Source organism: Cupriavidus sp. FW306-1B-F12B (assembly GCF_058781795.1).
Map to the genome: position 1 here is coordinate 75,969 of NZ_JBYSXC010000004.1, position 22,530 is coordinate 98,498.

19 protein-coding genes and 1 pseudogene are annotated in these 22,530 nt (G+C 68.1%); 13 read left to right on the forward strand and 7 right to left on the reverse strand.

The window, feature by feature from the left end:
• Window position 1: 1 nt before the first annotated feature.
• Together AC3WLE_RS08550 and AC3WLE_RS08555 are read left to right on the forward strand one after the other, a co-directional pair.
• Entirely contained in the window at window positions 2-1,420 is a 1,419-nt protein-coding gene (locus AC3WLE_RS08550) for a TolC family outer membrane protein (protein WP_492356729.1), read from the forward strand.
• Entirely contained in the window at window positions 1,417-1,872 is a 456-nt protein-coding gene (locus AC3WLE_RS08555) for a toxin-activating lysine-acyltransferase (protein ID WP_492318362.1), read from the forward strand. The genes AC3WLE_RS08550 and AC3WLE_RS08555 overlap by 4 nt, the downstream gene beginning before the upstream one ends.
• 34 nt (window positions 1,873-1,906) lie before the next feature.
• On the opposite strand, the gene AC3WLE_RS08560 is transcribed toward AC3WLE_RS08555, so the two are convergent.
• Together AC3WLE_RS08560 and AC3WLE_RS08565 are read right to left on the reverse strand one after the other, a co-directional pair.
• Window positions 1,907-2,896 (reverse strand): Bug family tripartite tricarboxylate transporter substrate binding protein, encoded by a 990-nt coding sequence (locus AC3WLE_RS08560; RefSeq protein WP_492356728.1) that lies wholly within the window; start codon window positions 2,894-2,896, stop codon window positions 1,907-1,909.
• 79 nt (window positions 2,897-2,975) lie between these two features.
• Entirely contained in the window at window positions 2,976-4,430 is a 1,455-nt protein-coding gene (locus tag AC3WLE_RS08565; protein ID WP_492356727.1) for an amidase, read from the reverse strand.
• 117 nt (window positions 4,431-4,547) lie between these two features.
• On the opposite strand from AC3WLE_RS08565, the gene AC3WLE_RS08570 reads away from it, so the two are divergent.
• Complete coding sequence (locus AC3WLE_RS08570; RefSeq protein WP_492352225.1) at window positions 4,548-5,474, forward strand: LysR substrate-binding domain-containing protein; 927 nt, start codon at window positions 4,548-4,550, stop codon at window positions 5,472-5,474.
• A 36-nt stretch (window positions 5,475-5,510) separates the two neighbouring features.
• Here the strand turns inward: AC3WLE_RS08570 and AC3WLE_RS08575 are convergent, their stop codons facing one another.
• Both AC3WLE_RS08575 and AC3WLE_RS08580 read right to left on the reverse strand, forming a co-directional pair.
• The gene (locus AC3WLE_RS08575) at window positions 5,511-6,446 is read right to left on the reverse strand and encodes a BON domain-containing protein (protein ID WP_492318366.1); all 936 of its coding nucleotides are present in this window, start codon (window positions 6,444-6,446) and stop codon (window positions 5,511-5,513) included.
• Window positions 6,447-6,743: 297 nt separating this feature from the next.
• Window positions 6,744-7,364 carry an OB-fold protein gene (locus tag AC3WLE_RS08580; protein ID WP_492352224.1) on the reverse strand — a complete coding sequence of 207 codons (621 nt, stop codon included), beginning with the start codon at window positions 7,362-7,364 and terminating at the stop codon, window positions 6,744-6,746.
• Window positions 7,365-7,772: 408 nt separating this feature from the next.
• Here AC3WLE_RS08580 and AC3WLE_RS08585 point away from each other — a divergent pair, with 408 nt between their 5' ends.
• From AC3WLE_RS08585 to AC3WLE_RS08600, 4 genes and pseudogenes are all read left to right on the forward strand, one after another.
• Complete coding sequence (locus AC3WLE_RS08585) at window positions 7,773-8,447, forward strand: response regulator (protein WP_492318368.1); 675 nt, start codon at window positions 7,773-7,775, stop codon at window positions 8,445-8,447.
• A 9-nt stretch (window positions 8,448-8,456) separates the two neighbouring features.
• The gene (locus AC3WLE_RS08590; protein WP_492318369.1) at window positions 8,457-10,343 is read left to right on the forward strand and encodes a sensor histidine kinase; all 1,887 of its coding nucleotides are present in this window, start codon (window positions 8,457-8,459) and stop codon (window positions 10,341-10,343) included.
• A gap of 35 nt (window positions 10,344-10,378) precedes the next feature.
• Window positions 10,379-10,978: pseudogene (locus tag AC3WLE_RS08595) on the forward strand (LysR family transcriptional regulator); the annotation flags it as partial.
• Between the two features lie 200 nt (window positions 10,979-11,178).
• Window positions 11,179-13,128, forward strand: a complete 1,950-nt coding sequence (locus AC3WLE_RS08600) for a methyl-accepting chemotaxis protein (RefSeq protein ID WP_492318370.1) — start codon at window positions 11,179-11,181, stop codon at window positions 13,126-13,128.
• Window positions 13,129-13,143: 15 nt separating this feature from the next.
• On the opposite strand, the gene AC3WLE_RS08605 is transcribed toward AC3WLE_RS08600, so the two are convergent.
• Window positions 13,144-13,344, reverse strand: coding sequence for a DUF2905 domain-containing protein (locus AC3WLE_RS08605; protein WP_492356726.1), 201 nt, complete (start codon window positions 13,342-13,344; stop codon window positions 13,144-13,146).
• A gap of 469 nt (window positions 13,345-13,813) precedes the next feature.
• On the opposite strand from AC3WLE_RS08605, the gene AC3WLE_RS08610 reads away from it, so the two are divergent.
• A complete protein-coding gene (locus AC3WLE_RS08610) occupies window positions 13,814-15,202 on the forward strand; it encodes an MFS transporter (protein WP_492356725.1) in 1,389 nt (462 codons plus the stop codon).
• On the opposite strand, the gene AC3WLE_RS08615 is transcribed toward AC3WLE_RS08610, so the two are convergent.
• Window positions 15,196-16,149, reverse strand: a complete 954-nt coding sequence (locus tag AC3WLE_RS08615) for a LysR substrate-binding domain-containing protein (RefSeq protein ID WP_492356724.1) — start codon at window positions 16,147-16,149, stop codon at window positions 15,196-15,198. The genes AC3WLE_RS08610 and AC3WLE_RS08615 overlap by 7 nt on opposite strands.
• Before the next feature lie 94 nt (window positions 16,150-16,243).
• Here AC3WLE_RS08615 and pcaH point away from each other — a divergent pair, with 94 nt between their 5' ends.
• The 4 genes from pcaH (at window position 16,244) to pcaDC (ending at window position 20,229) form a co-directional block, all read left to right on the forward strand.
• On the forward strand, window positions 16,244-16,945 hold the full coding sequence (gene pcaH, locus AC3WLE_RS08620) for a protocatechuate 3,4-dioxygenase subunit beta (RefSeq protein WP_492356723.1): 702 nt from the start codon (window positions 16,244-16,246) through the stop codon (window positions 16,943-16,945).
• A 4-nt stretch (window positions 16,946-16,949) separates the two neighbouring features.
• Window positions 16,950-17,519 (forward strand): protocatechuate 3,4-dioxygenase subunit alpha, encoded by a 570-nt coding sequence (gene pcaG / locus AC3WLE_RS08625; RefSeq protein WP_492318374.1) that lies wholly within the window; start codon window positions 16,950-16,952, stop codon window positions 17,517-17,519.
• 78 nt (window positions 17,520-17,597) lie between these two features.
• Window positions 17,598-18,983 carry a 3-carboxy-cis,cis-muconate cycloisomerase gene (locus AC3WLE_RS08630; RefSeq protein WP_492356722.1) on the forward strand — a complete coding sequence of 462 codons (1,386 nt, stop codon included), beginning with the start codon at window positions 17,598-17,600 and terminating at the stop codon, window positions 18,981-18,983.
• 70 nt (window positions 18,984-19,053) lie between these two features.
• Window positions 19,054-20,229, forward strand: coding sequence for a bifunctional 3-oxoadipate enol-lactonase/4-carboxymuconolactone decarboxylase PcaDC (gene pcaDC / locus AC3WLE_RS08635; protein ID WP_492318376.1), 1,176 nt, complete (start codon window positions 19,054-19,056; stop codon window positions 20,227-20,229).
• Between the two features lie 4 nt (window positions 20,230-20,233).
• Here pcaDC and AC3WLE_RS08640 read toward each other — a convergent pair whose 3' ends face one another.
• Window positions 20,234-21,142 carry a helix-turn-helix domain-containing protein gene (locus AC3WLE_RS08640; protein WP_492356721.1) on the reverse strand — a complete coding sequence of 303 codons (909 nt, stop codon included), beginning with the start codon at window positions 21,140-21,142 and terminating at the stop codon, window positions 20,234-20,236.
• A 126-nt stretch (window positions 21,143-21,268) separates the two neighbouring features.
• Here AC3WLE_RS08640 and pobA point away from each other — a divergent pair, with 126 nt between their 5' ends.
• Window positions 21,269-22,438 (forward strand): 4-hydroxybenzoate 3-monooxygenase, encoded by a 1,170-nt coding sequence (gene pobA / locus AC3WLE_RS08645; protein ID WP_492318378.1) that lies wholly within the window; start codon window positions 21,269-21,271, stop codon window positions 22,436-22,438.
• Window positions 22,439-22,530: the final 92 nt, after the last annotated feature.

The following is a 22,530-nucleotide window of genomic DNA, read 5'->3' on the forward strand; positions in this document are numbered from 1 at the left end:
CATGCATGTTTTGAGCAGCGCTGCTGTGGCTGCGCTGGCCGCGGTCGGCGCGCTTGTCCCGAGCCAGGCCAGCGCCATCGACCTGCTGTCGGTCTACCGGATGGCACAGGGGAGCGACCCCACCTTCGAGGCATCACGCTACGCGCTGGAGGCCGGACGCGAGAAGCTGCCACAGGCTCGCGCCGGCGTGCTGCCCTCGATCAACCTGAATGGCAACGGCAATCGCCAGGACGGGCAATCGAGCTTCGCGGGCAGTCCGTTCACGGACCGCAGCGTGAATAGCTGGGCGTGGAACTTGCAGCTGTCGCAGCCGGTGGTGCGTGTCGCCAACTGGATCGGCGTGGCACAAGCGGGTGCACAGGTCGAGCAGGCCGAGGCACAGTTCGCGCAGGCCGAGAGCGACCTGATCCTGCGCACCTCGCAGGCCTACTTCGATCTGCTGACCGCGCGCGACACCGTGACAGTTGCCCGGGCGCAATTGCGGGCCGTGGAGCAGCAGCGCGTGCTCGCCCAGCGCCGCTACGACGTGGGCGAGGCAACCATTACCGATGTGTACGAGTCGCAGTCCCGCCACGACCTGGGCCGCTCGCAGCTGGTGCAGGCGCTCAACGACCAGGAAGCGAAGCAGGCGGAACTCGAACGGCTGGTCGGGCCATTGCCCGAGCCTGTAGCGGGCCTGAAGGCTGACGTGACCCTGCCGGGTCCCGAGCCGAAGGATGTCAATGCCTGGATGGGGCATGCGCGGGAGAACAACCCGGTAGTCCGCACGCAGTTGGCAGCGGTCGAAGTTGCCGAGAAAGAGCTGTCCCGGAACCGCGCGGCGCACTTGCCGACGCTGGATTTCACGGCTGGCTATGGCAACAACTACACCTCGGGTTCGATGACCTCGCCCGCGGACATCGAGAACCGGGTCAAGTCCGGCACCATCGGGCTGCAGCTGACAATCCCGATCTACCAGGGCGGCGCCGTCAACTCGCGCGTGACCGAGGCGATCGCCAATCGATACAAGTCGCGCGCAGAGCTGGAAGCGGCGCGGCGCCAGGCGGCGACGCAGGCACGGCAAGCTTACGGTGGTGTGACGAGCGGCCTGTCCCAGGTCGAGGCGCTGACTTCTGCGGTCACGTCGAGCCTGGATTCGGTCAACGCGAACAAGATCGGCTACCGGATCGGCACGCGCGTGAACATCGACGTGCTCAATGCCGAGCAACAACTCTTTGCGGCCCAGCGTGATCTCGCGAAGGCACGCTACGACACCATCCTGCAAGGCATGCGGCTGAAGGCGGCGGCGGGCACGCTGACTGAGGTGGATGTGCAGAGCGTGAATGCGCTGCTGACCAATAACGCACAGCAGGAAACGCCGGCAGTGCCCGCCATGCCCGCTGCTGCCAGCATGAAACAATCCAGGACGAGTATCCAATGACTATCCCGACCGACAACGAACAGTTGATGAAGTTTGCTGCCGAGCAAGCGCAGCGCGTCATCAAGAAGATCCCGCTGCTGGGGCCGGTGTCGTGGCTGATGATGAACAACCCAACCACGCGCCACAACTTCTTCGCTGACCTGGAATGGCGCGTGATGCCGCCGCTGATCCTGGAGCAGGCCAAGCTGTATATGCGGGGCGAAATGCCCACGGCCTTCGTGACCTGGGCCTATCTCTCCGACGCTGTGGTCGAGCGGTTTGCCAAGCCGCCATACCAATTGGCGCCCGGAGATTGGAAGTCGGGCGACAAGCCGTTCCTGATCGACGTGTTCGCCCCCTACGGCGGGGCCAAGGACGTGCTGGCTGATCTGAGGGCGACGGTATTCAAGGGCAAGGTGCTACATCAATTAGCACCGGAGGGCGAGCGAACGATGCGCGTGCTGGAGGAGTAAGCCGCAGCGGGCCGGTGGCCCGCCTACCGCGTCACTATTCCGCCCGAATATCCGCCCGCGCCGCCACCGCCCGCATCTCCGGCAATTCCTTCTCCACCCGCGCCTTCACCGCCGCGCCATTGCCATAAGCCGGCGTCAGCGCCAGTTCGACCATGCGTGCCTTGGTAGCCGGCGCGTTGGCGACGTCGGCCAGGGCCTTCTCCAGTTTCTGCTGTACTGGCGCGGGCAGGCCCGCGGGTGCCAGCAGCGCGAACCACGTGCCCATCTGGAAGCCGGGATACCCGCTCTCCGCGACAGTCGGCACTTGCGGCAACGCCGGCAGTCGCTGCGGCGACAGCACCGCCACCGGCCGGATCTTGCCGCCCTTGATCAGCGGCAGGGTCGCCACGACGGTATCGACGGCGACCTGCACCTGGCCGCCGGCCAGCGCGGTCAGGCTGGGGGCGCTGCCGTTGAAGGGGACGTGGACCATGCGGATGCCGGTGGCGGACTTGAGCATCTCCGCGCCGAAATGCACCGAGGAGCCGGCGCCGAACGAGCCGTAGGAGAACTTGTCGGGGTGGGCCTTGGCCTGCGTCACCAGATCCTTGAGCGAGGTGATCTGCGTGTCCGGATTGGCTACCAGCACCAGGCTCATGTCGGCGACCAGGCCCAGCGGGGTGAAGCTCTTGATGGGGTCGTAGCCCAGGTGTTGGCGGATGGCCGGGTTCAGCGTCAGCGTGGTGCTGGCCGCCAGCAGCAGCGTGTAGCCGTCGGGCGCGGCCTTGGATACCTGGGTGGCGCCGATCACGGTGCTGGCGCCGGGCTTGTTCTCGACCACCACCGACTGGCCGAGCTTTTCGCCGAGGCCGACTGCCAGCAGGCGGCCCAGCACGTCAGTGGCGCCGCCCGCGGCGAAGGGCACCACCAGCCGGATCGGGCGGTCCGGCCAGGATTGGGCCTGCGCGGCGGCAGGCGTTGCGGACAGCACCGCGGTCAGGGCGGCGGCGCAGGCGAGAAACGGCTTCAGGGGCATTGCGGTCATCGTTGGCACTCCTGCCGGCAGTTGTAGGAATAGAAGGCAATCGGAAGCAATACGAAACGGGCCGGGACCAGCCGAAGGCTCAATCGAGCCAGGGGCTGCGCACGCGCGAGAAGCCGCCGGCCTGGTCATAGGCATGGCCGAGCTGCAGCACCGCGGCGTCGGCCTGCGCCGGGCCGATGATCTGGATGCCGGCCGGCAGGCCCTGGGGGCCGAAGCCGGCGGGTGCGGCCAGGGCGGGCAGTCCGGCCATGGTGGCCGGCACCACGACCTGCATCCAGCGGTGGTAGGTGTCCATGTCGCGGCCGTCGATGGCGTGCGGCCAGTCCCAGTCGGCATCGAACGGGAACACCTGCGCGGCCGGCAGCACCAGGTAGTCGAAGCGCTCGAACAGCGAGCGCAGTGCCTGGTACCACGCGCTGCGCTCGCACAGGGCTTCGTACACGCGCGTGCCCGGCAGGGCCAGGCCGCGCTCGATCTCCCATGCGGCCTCAGGCTTGAGCAGCGCGCGCTTGGCCGGGTTGTGGTACAGCGCCGCGTTGGCGCCAGCCACCGAGAAGCTGCGCAGGTCGATCCACGCGTGCCACAGTCGCTCCAGGTCGAACTCGGGCAGCGCGGTGTCGACGGTGCAGCCGAGCGTGCGCAGGTGCGTGAGCGCCTGTTCGCAGGTATCGAGCACGCCGGCTTCGGTCGGCAGGTGGCCGCCCAGGTTGCCCAGCCAGCCGATGCGCACACCGGCCCAGTCGCGTTCGGGCGGCAGCGTGAAGGTACCGGGCGCCTCTGTGCGGTGCGTCAGCGGCAGGCGCGCATCGAAGCCGGCCTGCACCGACAGCAGCAGGGCCAGGTCCGGCACGTTGCGCGCCATCGGGCCGGCCACGCTGAACTGCTGGAAGAAGACCTCGTCGCCCGGGCCGTGCGGCACGCAGCCGACCGAGGTGCGCAGGCCATACACGTGGTTGAACGCCGCGGGCGTGCGCAGCGACCCCATCATGTCAGAGCCATCCGCCACCGGCAGCATGTGCAGCGCCACGGCCACCGCGGCGCCGCCGCTGCTGCCGCCGGCGGAGCGCGCCGGGTCGAAGGCGTTGCGGGTGGTGCCGTAGACCGGATTGTAGGTATGGCCGCCCAGGCCAAACTCCGGCGAGTTGGTGCGCCCGACGAAGACCGCGCCGCCGGCGCGCATGCGCTCGAAGATCACGGCGTCGGACTCGCTGACCTGCCCGGCGAAGATCGGCGAGCCCTTGGTGGTGACCATGCCCGCGGCCGGGCTGATGTCCTTGGGCGCCTGCGGGAAGCCGTGCAGCGGGCCGCGGCTGGCGCCGCGTGCCAGTTCGGCGTCGAGCCCGGCGGCCTGCGCGCGCAAGGTGTCGCGCTCCACCGGCGCCACGATGGCATTGACGCACGGGTTATGGCGGTCGATCTGGCCAAGGAAGCCATCGAGCACTTCCACGCACGAGACCTCGCGCGCATGGATGGCGCGCGACAGGGCGACGGCATCGAGTTCGGTGATGGGATCGGGGGTCTGGGTGGGCGCCATGGCTCGGGTGTCTCCTGTGGTGTCGGGAAAAAGCATACGGGCGACGCACGGTTTCCCGCAATCGATGATTTTTTCAAATATCCTTGCGTAAAACGCAAACCAGCCCCGGAGCCGCCCATGCTGTCGCATCGCCTGCAGGAAACCTCGCTGCGCTATTTCCTGGAGGTGATACGCAGCGGCTCGCTGACCGAGGCGGCGCAGCGGCTGAATGTCACCGTGTCGGCCGTGAGCCGCCAGGTCGCCGCGCTCGAAGCGTTGCTCGGCGTGCCGCTGTTCGACCGCCGGCCGCGTGGCATGGTGGCGAGCGCCGCCGGGGAGTTGCTGGCAGCCTATGCCCTGCGCGGCGCGCTGGAAGCCGATCGGGTGGTGTCAGAGATTGCCGCGCTGCAGGGCCTGCGCCGGGGCCGGGTGCGGGTGGCCAGCTCGGCGGGGTTTGCGATCGAGTTCCTGCCGCGCATCATTGCCGAATTCCGCCAGCGCTATCCGGGCCTGCAGTTTCATGTGCGCGTGGCGCCGCCGGCGGAGGTCACCGGCATCGTGCTGCATGGCGAGGCGGACATTGGCATCACCTACAGCCGCGCCGCGGAGCAGGGCATCCGCGTGGAGCACCGGCAGCCCGCGCCGGTGATCGCCATCATGCGGCCGGACCATCCGCTGGCGCGCTTTCGCAGCGTCACGCTGGCCCAGATGCAGCCTTATCCCCTGGCGCTGCCGGAGGGCGACAACACCGTGCGCCAGCTGTTCGACATCGCTTGCGGCGAACGCGGGGTGGTGTTCGAGCCGGTGCTGGTGACCAACCACTTCGAGACCCTGACCAGCTTCGTGCTGCATGGTGGCGGGCTGTCGATCTCCGGCGCCGTCACCGTGGGCGACAGGTTGCGCCGCGGTGAACTGCATGCCGCCTCGATCCGGGAGCGCGGCATGCGCAGCCGCGCGGTCGAGCTGCAGACGCTGGCCGGCCGCACATTGCCTGAGGGTGTGCGTGCGTTCCTGGGGTTTATCCGCGAACGGCTGGCGGCAGAGGTTGGCGTGGCGGGCGCCTAGGCCGTTCTCGGCCTGGAGCGCCCGCCACCGTTGGCGTTATCCGCGCCAGGTGCTGCCGGTCACATCGCTGGTGCTGCGGGCTTCGGGGGCCTCGCGGCGCACGCGGATGTCGTTGTTGACTTCCTTGACGCCGTAGGTGCCGTCGGCCAGGTCTTCGATATAGAACTTCTGGCCGCGGTCGCGCACGGTGCCGGTCAGTGACACCACGCCTTCGCTGACGTCGACGCTGACGTCGCTGACGTCAACGCCGCGCGCGTAGCTGAGCTGCTCGCAGATCTGGTCGCGGATGCGCTCGTCGCTGCGCTGGTAGCCGCGCGGGCCGGTGCGGCGTTCGGAGCTGCCGAACCAGTCGCCCACGGCTTCGCCGATGCGGCGGCCCAGGTTGTAGAGCACGCCATGCGAGCCTTCGCGCTCGTCATCGGGGCTGTCGGTTTCCCAGCCGCGGCGCTGCGCATATTCCCGGTAGCCCGGGCTGTGGCGCCGGATTTCATAGCGCTGCTTCTCTTCCCAGTCCTCGTGCGGGTCGACCCAGTAGCGGGTGTCGCTGCGCAGGTCGCTGAAGTGGGTGTCATGGCCGCGCGTGCGCGGCGATTCACGCGGATCCCGTGCGCGTTCGGCGCTGCGGCGCCACTGGCGCTCGGCGTTGTCGTCGTCGCGTTGCCACGCCTGCGGGTCGCGCCATTCGCTGGCACGCTCCCAGCCATAGCCGCCGTTCAGGCCGTAGCGCAGGTTGCTGCCGTAACGCTCGCTGGACGGGTGTTCCGGGTACCTGCGGGCGCCGTACACTTCGTTGAAATCCCGGTCCGGGCGGGCAGGGTCGCCGTAGCTGGTCTGGCCCGGGGCCATTTGCTGGCGCCGACGCCGCGCTTGCCAGCGCTCCTGTTCGGATTCAGGTTGCCAGTCATCGTCCTGCCATGCCTGGCGGCGTTGGCGCGCGTTGCGCGCATTGCGCTCATCGTAGTAGTAGCCCATGCTGTTTTCCTGACAGTGTGCGTGTGGCGCCATGTGCGGGCGCACATGCCGTGCGCGAACCGCTGGCGGGTAATCAGGAAGGGGCAAGATTCGTACCGTGTGGAGGGGTGCCCCGCGGACGGGGGTTTGCGGCACTTTGGCGTGCACTACCGTGCAACGGTTTCAGAGCTTGTAAGGGATGCAGGGCCGGACGGGCGTGCCGTGCCGCAGGATCCACATGGTGCGGGCAGGGGGACGCCAAACGCATAGCCTGGGGCGAGGCGGCCATTCCGCCGCCCGTCGCCGCCTTTGGCTGGTTTACTTCGTGCTGCTGGTCTTGGTCGACTTTGTCGATTTGGTCGACTTGGTGGTCGTGGCTGCCTTGGCGGGAGCGGCTGCGCTGCCGGCAGCTGCCGTGGTATTGGCCGCTGGTTCGATCTTCGACTTGCTGAACGCGAAATAGCATTCGGTATTGCTGCTGTTGGCCATTTCCGAATCGCGCGTGGCCAGCACGCCGGTGACGTTGACCTTGTCCCCGGTCTGCAGGTTGCTGATCTTCTTCTGGTTGACCATCAGCGCGTCGCGCATCAGCGCCTTGCCGGTGCACTGCGGATTGACCGAGTCCTTGAAGTAGACGGCGATGGTGTCGTCCGACTTGCGCAGGCCATCCACCTTGGTGATGCGGGACACCGTACCCGATACCAGGATTGCCTGCGAATCCCACTTCTTCTTCGCGGTGATTTCGTTCTTCTTCCAGTCCGACCAGATATCGCCCAGCGAAGCCGGCTTCGGATCCGCCAGCATGCGGAAGTCGCCGCTCAGCACGTCGCCGGTGCCGTCGAGCACGCCGCTGATGGAGGACATCGCGCCGTCCATCGATTCACACCCCGCCAGCAACCCGGCCAGCGCCAGCCCTACCACCAGTTTTCCCGTCTTCATTTCTTTTTTTCTCCAGGTCCGCCAGCACCCTCGGCTGACGCCGGGGCATTGTATTCGTACAGCCTGCAAAATCCAACAGAACTGGCAAAAACGCTCTATTTCCGGAAAAAATGGGGGTGGTATCCCCCGAACGGGGCTATCCGGCCACGGGCTCAGGAGCCGGCCGGTTCGGCGCCTCCCCAGAATATGGGATGGGCAACGGCGCGCGGCCATGCGATGAGTCAGGGGCGGCTGACAAGCGCGGCGGCGTTTACCCTGAAGAGAGCCGCCCGGCCGTCCCATGCGCGGGCGGATATGTCAGAATCCGCCGTCGTACGCGGCACAGCATGCGGCAGGACGGGCAGCAAGACTGGCCGGACAACCAGCAGCACAGCGGGCGGCACAACGGCACGGCTCGGGAACACAGGCATGGCAAGCACAACAAGAGTCCTGATCGTCGAGGACGATCCCGCGGCACTGAGCCGGCTGGTGCAGGCCGTCGAGATGCATGCGCCGGCCACCGTGGTGGCAGGCTGCACCGCCAGCGCGGCGGAAGCGCTGGCCTGGCTGGCGCAGCACCAGCCCGACGTGCTGCTGTGCGACCTCGGCCTGCCGGACGGCAGCGGCATTGACGTGATCCGCGCCGCGCGCGAGCGCTATCCCGCCTGCGACTGCATGGTGGTCACGGTGTTCGGCGACGACCAGCACGTGCTGGCCAGCATCGAGGCGGGCGCCATCGGCTACCTGCTCAAGGACGAAACCACGGACCGCATCGCCGCCTCCATCGGCGAACTGCGCGCGGGTGGATCGCCGATGAGCCCGCTGATCGCGCGGCAGGTGGTGAACCGGCTGCGCGGCGCGCCGGCCGAGGCGGTTGCGCGCGATGCCGCGGCCACCGGCGCGGTGGTGCTGTCGGTGCGCGAGAACGAGATCCTGGACCTGATCTCGCGCGGCTATACCTATGCCGAGACTGCCCGCTACCTGGGTCTGAGCGTGCATACCGTGCAATCGCACATCAAGAACATATACGGCAAGCTGGCGGTGCGCTCGCGCGGCGAGGCCGTGTTCGAGGCGGCCAAGCTGGGCCTGCTCAAGTCCTTGTGACCCCACCCCATGCTGCATCGGCCGCGCCACCTCCGGACCGTGCTTGCCGTGCTGCTGGCATGGGCCTGCCTGATGCTGCCCGGCATGGCGGCAGCCGCGGGCACGATGGAACTGGCCGCGGCCACGCGCTCGGCCACGCTGACCGACGGCACGGCGCTGCCGGCGCTCCCGCTGACGCTGCCTGACTACTGGGATCGGGAGCAGCCGGGCAAGTCCGGCACGCTGGTCTACGAACTGCGCTTTGACCGCAACTGGCCCGCGGCTGACCCCGGGGGGCTGTTCGTGCCATGGGCCGGCGGCAGCTACGAGGTGCGCCTCAATGGCGTGCTGATCGCCGCCGGCGGGCGCCTGGACGCCCCCTCGTCGGCGCTGGCCAAGCGCCCCTACTACGCGGCCGTGCCGCCCGAACTGGCGCGCGCGCACGGCAATCTGCTGCGCATCACCGTGGCGGCGCGCGCCTATGCGCGCTCGGGCCTGCTGCCGGTGACGGTGGGCCCGGCCGCTGAAGTGCGCGCGCAGTTCGACCAGGCCTTCCGCCTGCGCGTGGTCGGCCCGCTGATTGCGGCGGTGCTCAGTGTCGTGCTGGGCGGCCTCGCGCTGCTGATCTGGTGGCGCCAGCGCGATCCGCTGTTCGGCCTGTACGGGCTGGCCGAGGTCGCCTGGAGCGTGCGCCTGCTCGACTACTTTGTCGATGACCTGGCGATTCCCGCGGAGTTGCGCAGCTATGTCGTCGCCGCCGCGCGCGAGGTATTCCTGGGCGCCATCGCCAGGTTCTGCCTGCTGGTGATCCGCGTGCCGTGGCGCTGGCTGCATCGCACCCTCAACGCCTACCTGTGGCTGGCGCTGCCGGTGATCGCGCCGCTGGCCGCCATGTCAAGCCACCCGATGGTCTTTCCGCTGAGCTGGCTGGTCAAGGTGGGCATCATCCTGACCGTGGCCGGCGCGATGGTATGGGGCGCATTGCGCCGGCCCAGCCGCGAGGCAACGCTGCTGGCCGCCACCGTGGGCGTGTCGGCGGTGCTGTTCCTGGCGGACTGGATCAAGGTCTGGCTGACCGGCGACTACTACTGGGTCCATTCCATGACCCGCTATGTGTCGGTGCCGTTCAGCGTGGTGATGGCGTGGATGCTGGTGGAGCGCTACACCAGCGCGGTGCAGAGCCTGCAGGACGCCAACCAGGTGCTGACCGAGCGCGTCGCGCAGCGCGAGGCGCAGCTGCGCGCGGCCTTCGCGCGCACGCAGAAGATCGCCGCGGAGGAGACCGCGCTGCGCGAGCGCGGCCGCATCCTGCGCGACATGCACGATGGCCTGGGCAGCCAGCTTGTCACCACGATCTCGATGCTGGAATCCGGCAAGGCCAGCTCGCCGGAAATCGCCGTGCAGGTCCGGCACGCCCTGGATTCGCTGAAGCTTTCCATCGACGCCATGCAGGACACCGGCGGCGACCTGGCGGCGGTGCTGGGCAACCTGCGCTACCGCCTGGGTCCGCGCATCGCCGATGGCGGCCTCGATATCCACTGGGAGGTCGAGCGCCTGCCCGCGCTGGCGCATTTCACCGCGCGCAAGGTGCAGGAGCTGCAATACCTGCTGCTCGAAGGCATCACCAACGTGCTGCAGCACGCGCGGGCAACGGCCCTTACCGTGACCGCCCACGCGGACATGGACGCACAGGTGATCCGGATCACGCTGGCCGACAACGGCCGCGGCTTCGACACCGGGGCCACGCGCGGCGGGCGCGGGCTGCGCAATATGCACGTGCGCGCGGCGGCCATCGGCGGCCGGTTGCAGATCCGGTCGGCGCCGGGCAGTACGGCACTGACGGTGGAGGTTCCGCTGGCGCCGGGAGACGGCGAGGAGGCCGGCACGGACGGCGAGGGGCTCGCGCCCGTCGCGTAGAGGGCCGGTCTGCGTGGCCCTCAGCGCGCGCCACGCAGACCTTTGTGCGCATCGTCGAGGCCGGCAGCCTGTCGATCGCGGCAGCGCAGCTGCAGACGACCCAGCGCACCGTCAGCCGGCGCCTGCAGACGCTGGAGCGGCTGCTCGGCGTGCGCCTGCTGCAGCGCTCCACGCATGCGATGAAGCTGACCGAGGACGGCGAGCGCTGCTATGAGCGTGCCAAGGAACTGGTGGCCGACTGGACCATGTTCGAGGCCGACGTGCGCGGGGTCGGGCATGCGCCGGCAGGCACGCTGCGGGTGGTGGTGCCGCACGCTTTCGGGCAGGAGCTGCTAGTCGGCCCGCTGGCCGGCTTCCTGCAGCAGTACACCGACGTCTCGGTGGAATGGCTGCTGCATGACCGCACCCCGGATTTCATCGCCGAGGCTATCGATTGCGCGATCCATGTGGGCGAGGAGCATGAACCCGGCGTGGTGGCGGTGCGGCTCGCCGACGTGCCGCGCGCGGTCTTTGCCGCACCGTCGCTGTTTGAGGGCAAGCCGCTGCCACGCCGGCCGGAAGACCTTGAGGGCCTGCCATGGCTGGCGCTGCGCACCTTCTATCGTAACGAGGTCGTGCTGCAGAACACGCAGACGCCCCTGCCCGATACCCCACACGTCTTCGGTGCACGCGGGTAGGCAGCGGTGCCGACACTGCCCGTAACCCGTGCCTTCTGCCCCACTTCAGCGCGTTTTCTGCACTGGATTTGCGCATTATCAAGACCTTCGCAATCCGTGCTTCAGGCCTGCAAATCAAGGCCGATAGGAGGAAAACCAAGCCAAGTTCCGCGACCGCCATGACTCCCATTTTCCTTCCCGCCGAGCGCCTGATGGCGCGCCTGAATATCAACCGCAAGCTCGCGCTCATAGCCGTGCTGTTCCTGGTGCCGCTATGCGGCGCCATGTACGTGGTGCTGAGCGATGCGGCGCGATTGATCCGCACCACCGGCGATGAAGCGCGGGGGCTCGCCGTGGTCGGGCATGCGCTCGACTTCATGCGCGAGACCCAGGTCCGGCGCGGCGCTGCCAATGCGGTGTTGTCGGGCAATACAGCCTTTCGTGCCACCTTCGATGCGGCCGACAACAAGGCCGCGGCCGGCCTGGCGGGGCTGACGCGCAGCATCGCGGAAAATCCTGCCTTCGAACTGGCAGCGGGGGCGCGCAAGCTGGAGCAGGACTGGCAGCATCTGCGCGGGCTGGGCCTGGACACCACGGCCGGGCCGCTGTTCGAGCGCCACAGCGCGCTGGTGCGGCAGACGCAGGTGTTTATCGGCGACTTGGCCGAGCGCTCGCAACTCGCACTGGACAGTGAAGCGGGCTCGTACTACCTGATCAACCTGCTGGTGGGACCGATGCCGCGCCTGGCTGAGCTGAGCGCGCTGGCGCGCGGCCGCGGGGCCGGCATCATCGCTCAGGGCGGCTATGCCGATGCCGCGCAGCAGGCGGGCCTGGGCGCGCTCGCCGAGCAGATCCACGACGGGCTGGAAACGGTGCGGCGCGACATCGCGCGCGTCGGGAACGCGGCACCGGCGTACCGGCCGCGCATCGACGCCGCGCTGGCGCGGCTCGCCGCGATGGACAACTTCCATCGCACGCTCAAGGTCCGGATGCTGGGCGCGACCGGCATCGACATCGATGCCAGGACATATTTCGACGAGGCCACCGCGGCCATCGAAGGCGTGGCTGCCGCCAACAAGGCGTTTGCCGAGGTCGCGGGCGCCATGCTGGCACAGCGTGTCGCGGTGCAGGAAAGGCAGTTCGTGTTGCTGGCGGGCATTGCGCTGGTGACCGTGGCCGCCGCGTTCTACCTGTTCATCGGCTTCAGCCGCGGCATGCGCGGCGACGTGCGGCAGGTCGCTGAGATGGTCGAGCGCATCAACGCGGGTGACCTGACCCTGCGCATCGCGGTGCGCGGGCGCGACGAACTGAGCGAGATCAAGCGGCACCTGCTGTCGCTGGTGGACAGCTGGCGCGCGCTGATCGGCGACACCAAGGCCGGCGCGCACAACGTGCTGGCGGCGGCGGGCGATATCGCGCAGGGCAATATCGACCTGTCGCAGCGCACCGAGGAGCAGGCCTCGTCGCTGGAGCAGACCGCGGCCAGCATGGAGCAGCTGACGGCCACCGTGCAGCAGAACGCCAGCAATGCCGGCCAGGCCAGCGAGCTGGCGCGCGAGGCGTCTGACGTGGCGCGCGCCGGCGGCGACGCGGTCGGGCGGATGCAGCAGACCATGCAGGAGATCGAGGCCGATTCGCGGCGCATCGTCGACATCATCGCGGTGATCGACGGCATCGCCTTCCAGACCAATATCCTGGCGCTGAACGCGGCGGTGGAGGCCGCGCGCGCGGGCGAGGCCGGCCGCGGCTTCGCGGTGGTGGCGACCGAAGTGCGCGGGCTGGCGCAGCGCGCCGGCAGCTCGGCCAAGGAGATCCGCACGCTGATCTCGCAATCGGCGCAGCGCGTGGCGTCGGGCAACACGCTGGCGCTGGACGTTGCCGCGACCATGGAGAACACCGTTGCCGCCATCGGCCGCGTGACAGCGATGATGGATGAGATCAGCCATGCGTCGCGCGAGCAGAGCAGCGGCATCGCCCAGGTCAACCAGGCGGTGACGCAGATGGACCAGGTCACGCAGCAGAACGCCGCGCTGGTGGAGGAGGCCGCCGCGGCGGCGCAGTCGCTGCAGGAGCAGGCGCTGCATATGCAGCGGGCGGTGGCGGTATTCCGGACCGAAGCGCAAGCCTAGTCCGCCTCGCGGTGCTCAGCGCCGGAAGATCCAGATCACGACCGACACCAGCACCGACACCAGGATGCAGGTCGTGATCGGAAAGTAGAAGCTGAACCCGTCCCGGACGATATGGATATCGCCGGGCAGCCGCCCGAACGGCAGCTTCGACAGCCAGGGCCAGGCAGCGGCGGCTGCGATCAGCAGGCAGCCAAGGATGAGAAGCACGCGTTGCATGATCGGATGGATTCGGTTGGGCCGGCGGCTTGCCGCGCCGCGTGTCGTGAGACGTTGGACGGGCACGTCGCCGCAGGATTGCATCGGCTCGGCACGCCGGGGGCGAGACTATAGGTCGTGGGTTTCGGAATGTAAATTGAGAGTTGGCGCTCTTTACATGAAATTTCGTTATGCCGCCGAAATGCCGCACGGCTAGTCTGCTAGTAAATTTCACGACCAGCCGGTTTCCTGATAGAAAGCACTCTCCGCTTACCCAGATGTTCAATCTGGTTCCACAAAAATGGCTCGTTCCGGTGAAAGCCCCCACGCTGGACGGCCAATTTCCCGCCGGGTTAACGCTAATTCTGGGTCGCAATGCCTGCTGCCTAAGATTTCGTTCAATTGGAGAACATCAGTTCGCAATTAGAACAAAATCGCATGTCCGGCCTGCAGGACGGCTAGTGCGATTTCCAGGCAAACGGAGACAGCAGTGCAACATCCCACCCAAACCAAAGGCGGCGTCGCAGACGTCCAGGCCTTGATCGACGGCCAGCGGTTCACTGGTTACCAGTGGCTCATTCTTGGCCTGTGCTTCCTGATTGTGGCCGTTGACGGCTTCGATACCGCGGCAATGGGCTATATCGCGCCGGCGCTGGTGCAGGACTGGGGGATCGAGAAAGCAGCCCTCGGGCCCGTCATGAGCGCGGCCCTGTTCGGTCTTGCCTTCGGTGCGATCTTCGCCGGTCCGCTGGCTGATCGGGTCGGCCGCAAGAAGGTGCTGGTGCTGTCAGTCTTCTTCTTTGGCGCCTGCAGTCTCGCCACCGCGTTTGCGCCCACGCTGGGCTGGCTCACGGTCTGGCGCTTCCTGACCGGCCTTGGCCTGGGCGCCGCCATGCCCAATGCCGTGACGCTGACATCGGAGTTCGCGCCGCAACGCCGCCGTGCGGTGCTGGTGAACACCATGTTCTGCGGCTTTCCGCTGGGTTCCGCGGCCGGAGGCTTTGTCGCCGCCGCGATGATTCCGCACTTCGGCTGGCATAGCGTGCTGCTGCTTGGCGGCATCGTGCCACTTGCGCTCGCGCTGTTGCTGGTGGTGCTGTTGCCCGAGTCCGTGCGCTACATGGTCCTGCGCAAGTATCCGGCCGACCAGATTTGCAAGGTGCTGCGGCGCGTGACCGGCGCAGACCTGCCCGAAGCCAGCACCTTCATCATCGGCGAGCAGGCCCCTGCGACCCGATCCGCGATCGGCACCGTGCTGGCCCCCGGCTATCGCCTGGGCTCGGCGATGCTGTGGTCCACTTACTTCATGGGCCTCGTCATCTTCTACCTGCTGACGAGCTGGATGCCGACGCTGATGAAGGACGCCGGTTTTTCGATCCAGCACGCGTCATTCCTGACGGCGCTGTTTCCGCTCGGTGGCGGCATCGGCACCATCGCGGCCGGCTGGTTCATGGACCGCTTCAATCCGAACAAGGTCATCGCCATCACCTACGCCGCAACCGGCGTGCTGATCTACGCAGTAGGCCACGGCACCGGCAGCCAGGTGCTGCTGGGCGTGCTGATCTTCCTCGCCGGTACGGCCATGAACGGTGCCCAGTCATCGATGCCTTCGCTGGCCGCGGCCTTTTACCCGACGCAGGGCCGCGCTACCGGCGTTGCCTGGATGCTTGGCATCGGCCGCTTCGGCGGCATCACCGGTGCGCTGCTCGGTGCCGAACTGCTGCGCCTGCACCTTGGCTTCGACACGATCTTTACGCTGCTCACCGTGCCGGCGTTCCTGGCCGCCGGTGCACTGCTGGTGAAGCATTTCAGCAGCCGCACCGCGGCTGCCGCCGACTCGGACTCGGTCAATGGCAGCGCAAGCGTGGCAAGTCACTGAGCGGCATCAGGCTGGGCCGCGGCGCGAATGCAGTTCGCCAGCGCCTCGGCCATCGGTGTGAGCGTGCGGTCGCCGTGCCGCAGCAGGCCGATCGGTTCCTCGGTGCCCTGCGTATCGATCGGCAGCAGCGCCAGCTCCCCCTCGGATACCGCGCGCCGGGTTGCGGAGAGCGGCGCGGCCCACACGCTGTCGCTCTGCCGGGCCAGCAGCCGTCCGAGATAGGCGTCCGAGGTTTCCACGCATCCGCCCGGCAGGGGCAGGCCGTGCCGGGCGAGCAGGCTTTCCGTGTTGTGGCGGGGAATCGAGCCCGCGGCCGGAATCACCAGCGGCCACGCCAGTGCGTCAACCAGGGTTGGCCGCGATACGGCGGCGAGGGGATGCCCGGGACGAACCGCCAGTGCCAGCGAGTCCGGGCCCAGGGACTCGAACCATAGGCTCTCCATGGCCACCGGGTCATCCATCCGGCCAATGACCAGGTCGAGCACATCCGCCTTGAGCTGGTCGATAAGGTTGCGGTTCATGCCGGTCTGCACGGCAAGGCCGACTTCGGGATGCGCGGCGCGAAAACGCAGCAGGGCGTCGGTCAGCACGGCCGGCACCACGCTCGGCAGCGCACCCAGCCGGATGCGCTCTTGCGGCAGTGCATCCGCGCCGGCCATGCTGTCCGCCGCGGCATCGATATCCGCGAGGATGCGCAGCGCGTGGCGCAGGAAGCGCGTGCCGGCGGTGGTCAGTTCGGTGCCGGCCCGCTGCCGCACCAGCAAACGGGTGCCGGCCAGTTCCTCGAGCTCGCTCAGTGTCTTGGAGACGGCCGGCTGGGTCAGGCCCAGGCGTTCGGCGGCGCGGCCCAGGTGCTGGGTCTGCGATACCGCCACGAAGCAATAAAGGTGCCGCAGCCGCACGCGATTGCGGAAGATTTCGAGCGCGGGAGGTGCCTGTGGTTTCATGCCTAAAAGTTATCGTATTTCGATGTAATCTTAATTTACATGACTTTATGTGCTGTTTAAAGTCAAGCCATTCCAATGACAAGGAGACTGCGCGATGACCCGACTTGCCCAGTACCGTCGTCCCTACTGGGACACCCAACCCGAATACCGCTTCGATCCCTATGCCTCGACGCAGAAGCGCTCGCCGGGCCAACCGCTGGTTGCGCTGCCGCAGTCGCTGTCTGAAGTGACCGGTCCGACCTTCGGCGCCGAGTTCGTCCGCGACGGTGACAACGACCTCACCGCCGGCAACGGCGGCGAGCCCATCGGCGAGCGCATCCTCGTGACCGGCCGCGTGCTCGACGAGAACGGCCGGCCGGTGCCGAATGCGCTGGTCGAGGTCTGGCAGGCCAACGCCGCCGGCCGCTACCTGCACAAGCGCGACCAGCACGACGCCCCGCTCGACCCGCATTTCTCGGGCGAGGGCCGCGCCGTGACCGACGCCAACGGGCACTACCAGTTCAAGACCATCAAGCCCGGCGCCTATCCCTGGCGCAACCACCACAACGCCTGGCGGCCGCAGCACATCCACTTCTCGCTGTTCGGCAATGCCTACGCCACGCGCCTGGTGACGCAGATGTACTTCCCCGGCGATCCCCTGCTGCCGTTCGACCCGATCTTCAACTGCGTGCCGGACGAGAAAGCGCGCAACCGCCTGATCGCCGCCTTCGACTGGGAGACCACCCAGCCCGAATACGCGCTCGGCTACCGTTTCGATATCGTGCTGCGTGGCCGCGATGCCACGCCGATGGAGTAAGACCATGCTTTACGCCACCGCATCCCAGACCGTCGGCCCTTATCTCCATATCGGCCTGAGCGGCCTGAACTGCGCCGACCTGACCGCCAGCGCCCCGGAACTGGCCGGCCAGCGCATCGTGATCGAAGGCCGCGTGACCGACGGCGACGGCGAGCCCGTGCCGGACGGCATGGTCGAGATCTGGCAGGCCAACCCTGCCGGCCGCTACCGCCATCCTGAAGACACCCGCGAACTGCCGCTGGTGCCCGGCTTCACCGGCTTCGGCCGTGTGCCGACCGAGGCCGACGGCTCGTTCCGCTTTGTCACCGTCAAGCCGGGCGCCGTGCCGGGCCCGGACGGACGGCCGCAGGCGCCGCACATCATGGTGTCGGTGTTCATGCGCGGCCTGGTCAGGCATGTGGCCACGCGCATGTACTTCCCGGACGAAGCGGCGGCCAATGCCGCCGATGCCGTGTTGGCGCTGGTCCCCGCCGAGCGCCGCGGCACGCTGGTTGCCAGCGATGCCGGCAACGGTACGCTGCGCTGGGACGTGGCGCTGCAGGGGCAGGCCGAGACAGTGTTCTTCGATATCTGAAGACCCCGCTGCCGGCAACAGACGCATAATCGGGTGGCCGTCGATGTCACGGCCACTCAACGCTACCCATCGCCCCCAATGCCAACCGCTTCGCGTCTCACCGATCCCATGTCCGGCAGCCCGGCCGTGCTGGACATTTTCTCCGACGCCGGCACGGTGCAGCGCATGCTTGCCGTGGAGGCCGCGCTCGCGCGCGCCGAAGCCGACAGCGGCGTGATCCCTGCCGCGGCCGCTGCCGTGATCTCCGACGTCTGCCGCGACCCCGGCATCATTAACCGCGACGCGCTTGCGCAAGCCGCCGTCGCCGCCGGCAATCTCGCCATTCCCTTCGTCAGGCAACTGACCGCCGCCGTGGCCGCGCGCGATGCCGAGGCGGCGCGCTTTGTCCACTGGGGCGCCACCAGCCAGGACATCATCGACACCGCACTGGTGCTCCAGGCCGGCGACGCGCTGCGCGCGCTGGATGCCGACCTGGTGCGCCTGGGCGCAGCCTGCGCCGCGCTGGCTTCGGCGCATCGGGCCACGCCGATGGTCGCGCGCACCTGGCTGCAGCATGCATTGCCGGCCAGCTTCGGCCTCAAGGCCGCGGGCTGGCTCGATGCGCTGCGCCGCGATCTCGGCCGTCTCGATACCACCCGTGCCCAGGCCCGCGTGCTGCAGTTCGGCGGCGCCGCCGGCACGCTCGCCAGCCTTGGCAATGCGGCACCCGCGGTGACCGCCGCGCTGGCCCGCGAACTGGACCTGGCCGCGCCCGTGCTGCCGTGGCACGCGCATCGCGACCGCATGGTCGAGATCGCCACCACACTGGGCATGATGACCGGCACGCTCGGCAAGATGGCGCGCGATATCTCGCTGATGATGCAGACCGAAGTGGCGGAAGTGGCCGAGCCTGCCGGCCCCGGCCGCGGCGGCTCCAGCACCATGCCGCACAAGCGCAACCCGGTCGGCTGCGCGGCGGTGCTGACGGCCGCGGTGCGCGTGCCGCCGCTGGTGGCGACGATGCTGGCGGGCATGGTGCAGGAACATGAGCGTGCCCTGGGGGGCTGGCAGGCCGAGTGGGACACACTGCCGCAGATCGTGACGCTGGCCGCCGGCGCGCTGCGCCAGATGGGTGAGGTCGTGGCGGGGCTGCAGGTCGATGCGGCGCGCATGCGCGCCAACCTCGGCCTCACCCATGGCCTGATCCTCGGCGAGGCGGCGATGCTTGAACTTGGCAGCAGGATCGGCCGGCTGCCGGCGCACCATCTGGTGGAACGCGCCTCGCAACGTGCGGTGGCCGACGGCACCAGCCTGCGTGACGCGCTGGCCAGTACGCTGCAATCCGACCCGGCCCATGCCGGCCTGCTCGATGACGCCGCGCTGGATCGCCTTGCCGACCCCGCCAACTACGCGGGCCAGTCCGCGGCCTTTGCGGACGCTGCCGTGCAGGCCTGGCAATCCGCACTGGTGGCGCGCCTGTCCTGAAACTGCCCTGAGCCCGGAACTATCACGACGCGCCGGTCACGCCGCCGGCCGCGCCCCCAAGGAGACTGCATTGCCCTACCTCGACCACGCCGGTGCCCGGCTCTTCTACACCGTTGACGGCCCTGAGTCCGCGCCGGCCATCCTGTTCTCGAACTCGCTCGGCACCGACCACACCATGTGGGAGCCGCAGGCCGCCGCGCTGGCAGGGCGCTTTCGCGTGGTGCGCTACGACACCCGCGGCCACGGCCGCTCGACCGCACCGGGCGATGCCTTTACCGTGGCGCAGCTCGGGCAGGACGTCATCGCCATCCTGGATGCGCTGGGGATCGGGCAGGCGGTGTTCTGTGGCCTGTCGATGGGCGGGCTCACCGGGATGTGGCTGGGCATCCATGCGCCGCAGCGGTTCTCGCATATCGTGCTGGCCAATACCGCCGCGAAGATCGGCAATGCCGACGGCTGGAATTCCCGCATCGACACCGTGCTGCGCGAAGGCATGGCCGTGATGGTCGCGCCTTCGGTCGAGCGCTGGTTCACGCCGGGGTTTGCCGCCACGGCGGAGCGCGCGCTGGACGGCCTGCGCGATGTGCTCGCCGGGCTCGATCCGCGCGGCTATGCGGCCAGTTGCGCGGCCGTGCGCGACGCCGATTTCCGCGAGTCGGTGGCGTCGATAACGGTGCCCGTGCTGGTTATCGCCGGCAGCCAGGACCCGTCAACCAGCGCGCAGGAAGGCCGCGCGCTGGCCGACGCGATTCCCGGCGCCCGCTTTGTCGAACTGCCCGCCGCGCATATTTCCAGCTTCGAGCAGCCCGGCCGCTTCACGGCAGCGCTGCTCGATTTCGTGCGCGGCCGGCTGCCGGTGACCGATGATCATGCGCGCTACGACGCTGGCCTTGCCGTGCGGCGCGAGGTGCTGGGCAGTGCGCACGTGGACCGGTCGCTCGCGCGGCTGACACCGCTCAACGAGGAGTTCCAGAGCCTAATCACGCGCTATGCCTGGGGTGAGATCTGGACGCGCGAAGGCCTGCCGCGGCATACGCGCAGCCTGCTGACGATCGCCATGATGGTGGCGCTGAACCGCGCGGAGGAGCTTAAGCTGCATCTGCGCGCCGCCGCCAACAACGGCGTGACGCGCGACGAGATCAAGGAGGTGCTGCTGCAGGCCGCGATCTATTGCGGCGTGCCGGCGGCGAACTCGGCATTTCACCTGGCCGAGGAGGTGTTCGCCGAAATCGACCAGGCAGGCTGAGCGGTCAGCCCGCCGCATCCGCGGGCGGTGGCATCGCAAATGCCGGCAGCCGCGCACGCCCCGACTGCCGGAACTCAGTCGGCGCCTGCCCTACCAGCCGCGCAAAGAAGCGCGAGAAGTAGGCCGCGTCAGCGAACCCGAGCGACAGTGCGATGTGCTTGACCTCCAGGTCGCTGAACAGCAGGTCGCGCTGCGCCTCGGCCAGCACGCGCGCGTGGATCATCTGCAGGGCCGACTGCCCGCAAGCCTGGCGGCACACGCGGTTGAGCTGCGTGGGTGTGATGCCGATGGCGCCTGCATAGTGCGTGATGTCCTTGTGCTCACGATAGTCGGATTCGAGCAGCTGCTGGAACAGCCGGAAATGCCGCGCGGGCCGGCTGTCGCTGCGCGCCGCGGCCGGCGCGGCGGCATTGGCCAGCCGCGCGATGCCGATCAGCAGCAGCGTCAGCAATGCCGACAGCGACGCCCCGCGCCAGGCGGACACAGCTTCCATCTCGCCACGAACCAGTGCCAGCGTATCGGCCAGCGCGTGGCCCCGGCGCACGCGGTCGTGGCGCGGATCGGCGAACAGCGGTAGCGCATCCGGCACACCCGCCAGCAGTGTGCGCAGGTGGCTGTCGGTCATGGTCACGACCATGCCGTCGGTGTCCGGCGTGAAGACAAAGCCGTGGATGTGCCGTGGCGGCATCGTTACCAGCGAACCGCTGCGCAGCCGTTCGCGCCGCTCCTCCAGCAGGGCTTCGCCGGCGCCTGAGTGAATGTACAGAATTTGCAGGAATCGATCATGCCGATGGGGCTTGATCTCCCATCCGTGCAGGCGGCTGCGTGCGGCAATGGATTCGAAATGAAGCTGGTTTTCCAGCAGTTCTGAGGGATTGATGCCATACAGCGAGTACGTCGGGACAGGTTTCACGGTGGCTTAGGTGTTTACCATCGATGTTCCGATTGTCCTGTCATTGGTTCGATCTGTCCATTCCTTGGCGGGTCTGCGCCGACTATCTTTAGCGGCAGAAGACCGATACCCACAAGGAGACAAGACATGCGCACCCAGGTTGCCATCATCGGCGCCGGCCCGGCCGGCCTGCTGCTCGGCCAGTTGCTGACACGCGCCGGCATCGACAACATCATCATCGAACAACGCAGTCCCGAATACGTGCTTGGCCGCATCCGCGCGGGCATCCTGGAGAGCGTCACCGTCGACGCGCTGGAACGCGCCGGCGTGGCCGGGCGGCTGCATGCGGAAGGCCTGGTCCACCACGGCATCGCCCTGTCGTACGGCGGGCAGCGCCATCATATCGACCTGCATGCGCTGATCGGGCGCAGCGTCACGGTGTACGGGCAGACCGAGGTCACGCGCGACCTGATGGATGCGCGCCGCGCCGATGACACCCCCACCGTCTATGAAGCGCAGGAGGTGAGCGTGCACGGTTTCGACGGCAGCACGCCGTCGGTGCGCTATCGCAAGGATGGCGCCATGCACGAGGTGGCCTGCGACTACATCGCCGGCTGCGACGGTTTTCACGGCATCTGCCGCGAGAGCGTGCCGGCGGCGGCGCGGCAGGTGTTCGAGCGGGTCTATCCGTTTGGCTGGCTGGGGCTGTTGTCGGAGACGCCCCCCGTTGCCGATGAGCTGGTCTATGCCAGCCATGAGCGCGGCTTCGCGCTGTGCAGCATGCGTTCGCGCCACCGCAGCCGCTACTACGTGCAGGTGGCGGCTAGCGAGCGCGTGGAAGACTGGTCAGACGAGCGCTTCTGGCAGGAGCTGCGCAGCCGGCTCGATCCGCAGACGGCAAGCGCGCTGGTGACCGGGCCCAGCATCGAGAAAAGCATTGCGCCGCTGCGCAGCTTTGTGTGCGAGCCGATGCGTTTTGGCCGGCTGTTCCTGGCGGGCGACGCGGCGCATATCGTGCCGCCTACCGGGGCCAAGGGGTTGAACCTGGCGGCCAGTGATGTGCTGGCGTTGTCCGAAGGCTTTGAAGCCCGTTACCGCCATGCCGATGCCAGCGGCCTCGATGGCTATTCCGCGCGTTGCCTGCAGCGTGTGTGGAAGGCTGAGCGTTTCTCGTGGTGGATGACTTCGCTGTTGCACCGGTTTCCGGATGCGGATGCGTTCTCGTTGCGGATGCAGCAGGCGGAGCTGGACTATTTGGTGGGGTCGGAGGCTGCGTCGCGGGTGTTGGCGGAGAACTATGTGGGGTTGCCGTATTGAGCTGAGTGCACTGCGCGATTGCTGACAGCATTCGCATGCTGTGGGTGTGCTCCCCTCTCCCGCAAGCGGGAGAAGGGAGCACACAATCGGGT

What these genes read in the sequence shown, in the direction of transcription:
- AC3WLE_RS08550 (WP_492356729.1), top strand. Translation starts at nt 2, where the DNA reads ATGCATGTTTTGAGCAGCGCTGCTGTGGCTGCGCTGGCCGCGGTCGGC.
- AC3WLE_RS08555 (WP_492318362.1), top strand. Translation starts at nt 1,417, where the DNA reads ATGACTATCCCGACCGACAACGAACAGTTGATGAAGTTTGCTGCCGAG.
- AC3WLE_RS08560 (WP_492356728.1), bottom strand. Translation starts at nt 2,896, where the DNA reads ATGACCGCAATGCCCCTGAAGCCGTTTCTCGCCTGCGCCGCCGCCCTG.
- AC3WLE_RS08565 (WP_492356727.1), bottom strand. Translation starts at nt 4,430, where the DNA reads ATGGCGCCCACCCAGACCCCCGATCCCATCACCGAACTCGATGCCGTC.
- AC3WLE_RS08570 (WP_492352225.1), top strand. Translation starts at nt 4,548, where the DNA reads ATGCTGTCGCATCGCCTGCAGGAAACCTCGCTGCGCTATTTCCTGGAG.
- AC3WLE_RS08575 (WP_492318366.1), bottom strand. Translation starts at nt 6,446, where the DNA reads ATGGGCTACTACTACGATGAGCGCAATGCGCGCAACGCGCGCCAACGC.
- AC3WLE_RS08580 (WP_492352224.1), bottom strand. Translation starts at nt 7,364, where the DNA reads ATGAAGACGGGAAAACTGGTGGTAGGGCTGGCGCTGGCCGGGTTGCTG.
- AC3WLE_RS08585 (WP_492318368.1), top strand. Translation starts at nt 7,773, where the DNA reads ATGGCAAGCACAACAAGAGTCCTGATCGTCGAGGACGATCCCGCGGCA.
- AC3WLE_RS08590 (WP_492318369.1), top strand. Translation starts at nt 8,457, where the DNA reads ATGCTGCATCGGCCGCGCCACCTCCGGACCGTGCTTGCCGTGCTGCTG.
- AC3WLE_RS08600 (WP_492318370.1), top strand. Translation starts at nt 11,179, where the DNA reads ATGACTCCCATTTTCCTTCCCGCCGAGCGCCTGATGGCGCGCCTGAAT.
- AC3WLE_RS08605 (WP_492356726.1), bottom strand. Translation starts at nt 13,344, where the DNA reads ATGCAACGCGTGCTTCTCATCCTTGGCTGCCTGCTGATCGCAGCCGCC.
- AC3WLE_RS08615 (WP_492356724.1), bottom strand. Translation starts at nt 16,149, where the DNA reads ATGAAACCACAGGCACCTCCCGCGCTCGAAATCTTCCGCAATCGCGTG.
- pcaH (WP_492356723.1), top strand. Translation starts at nt 16,244, where the DNA reads ATGACCCGACTTGCCCAGTACCGTCGTCCCTACTGGGACACCCAACCC.
- pcaG (WP_492318374.1), top strand. Translation starts at nt 16,950, where the DNA reads ATGCTTTACGCCACCGCATCCCAGACCGTCGGCCCTTATCTCCATATC.
- AC3WLE_RS08630 (WP_492356722.1), top strand. Translation starts at nt 17,598, where the DNA reads ATGCCAACCGCTTCGCGTCTCACCGATCCCATGTCCGGCAGCCCGGCC.
- pobA (WP_492318378.1), top strand. Translation starts at nt 21,269, where the DNA reads ATGCGCACCCAGGTTGCCATCATCGGCGCCGGCCCGGCCGGCCTGCTG.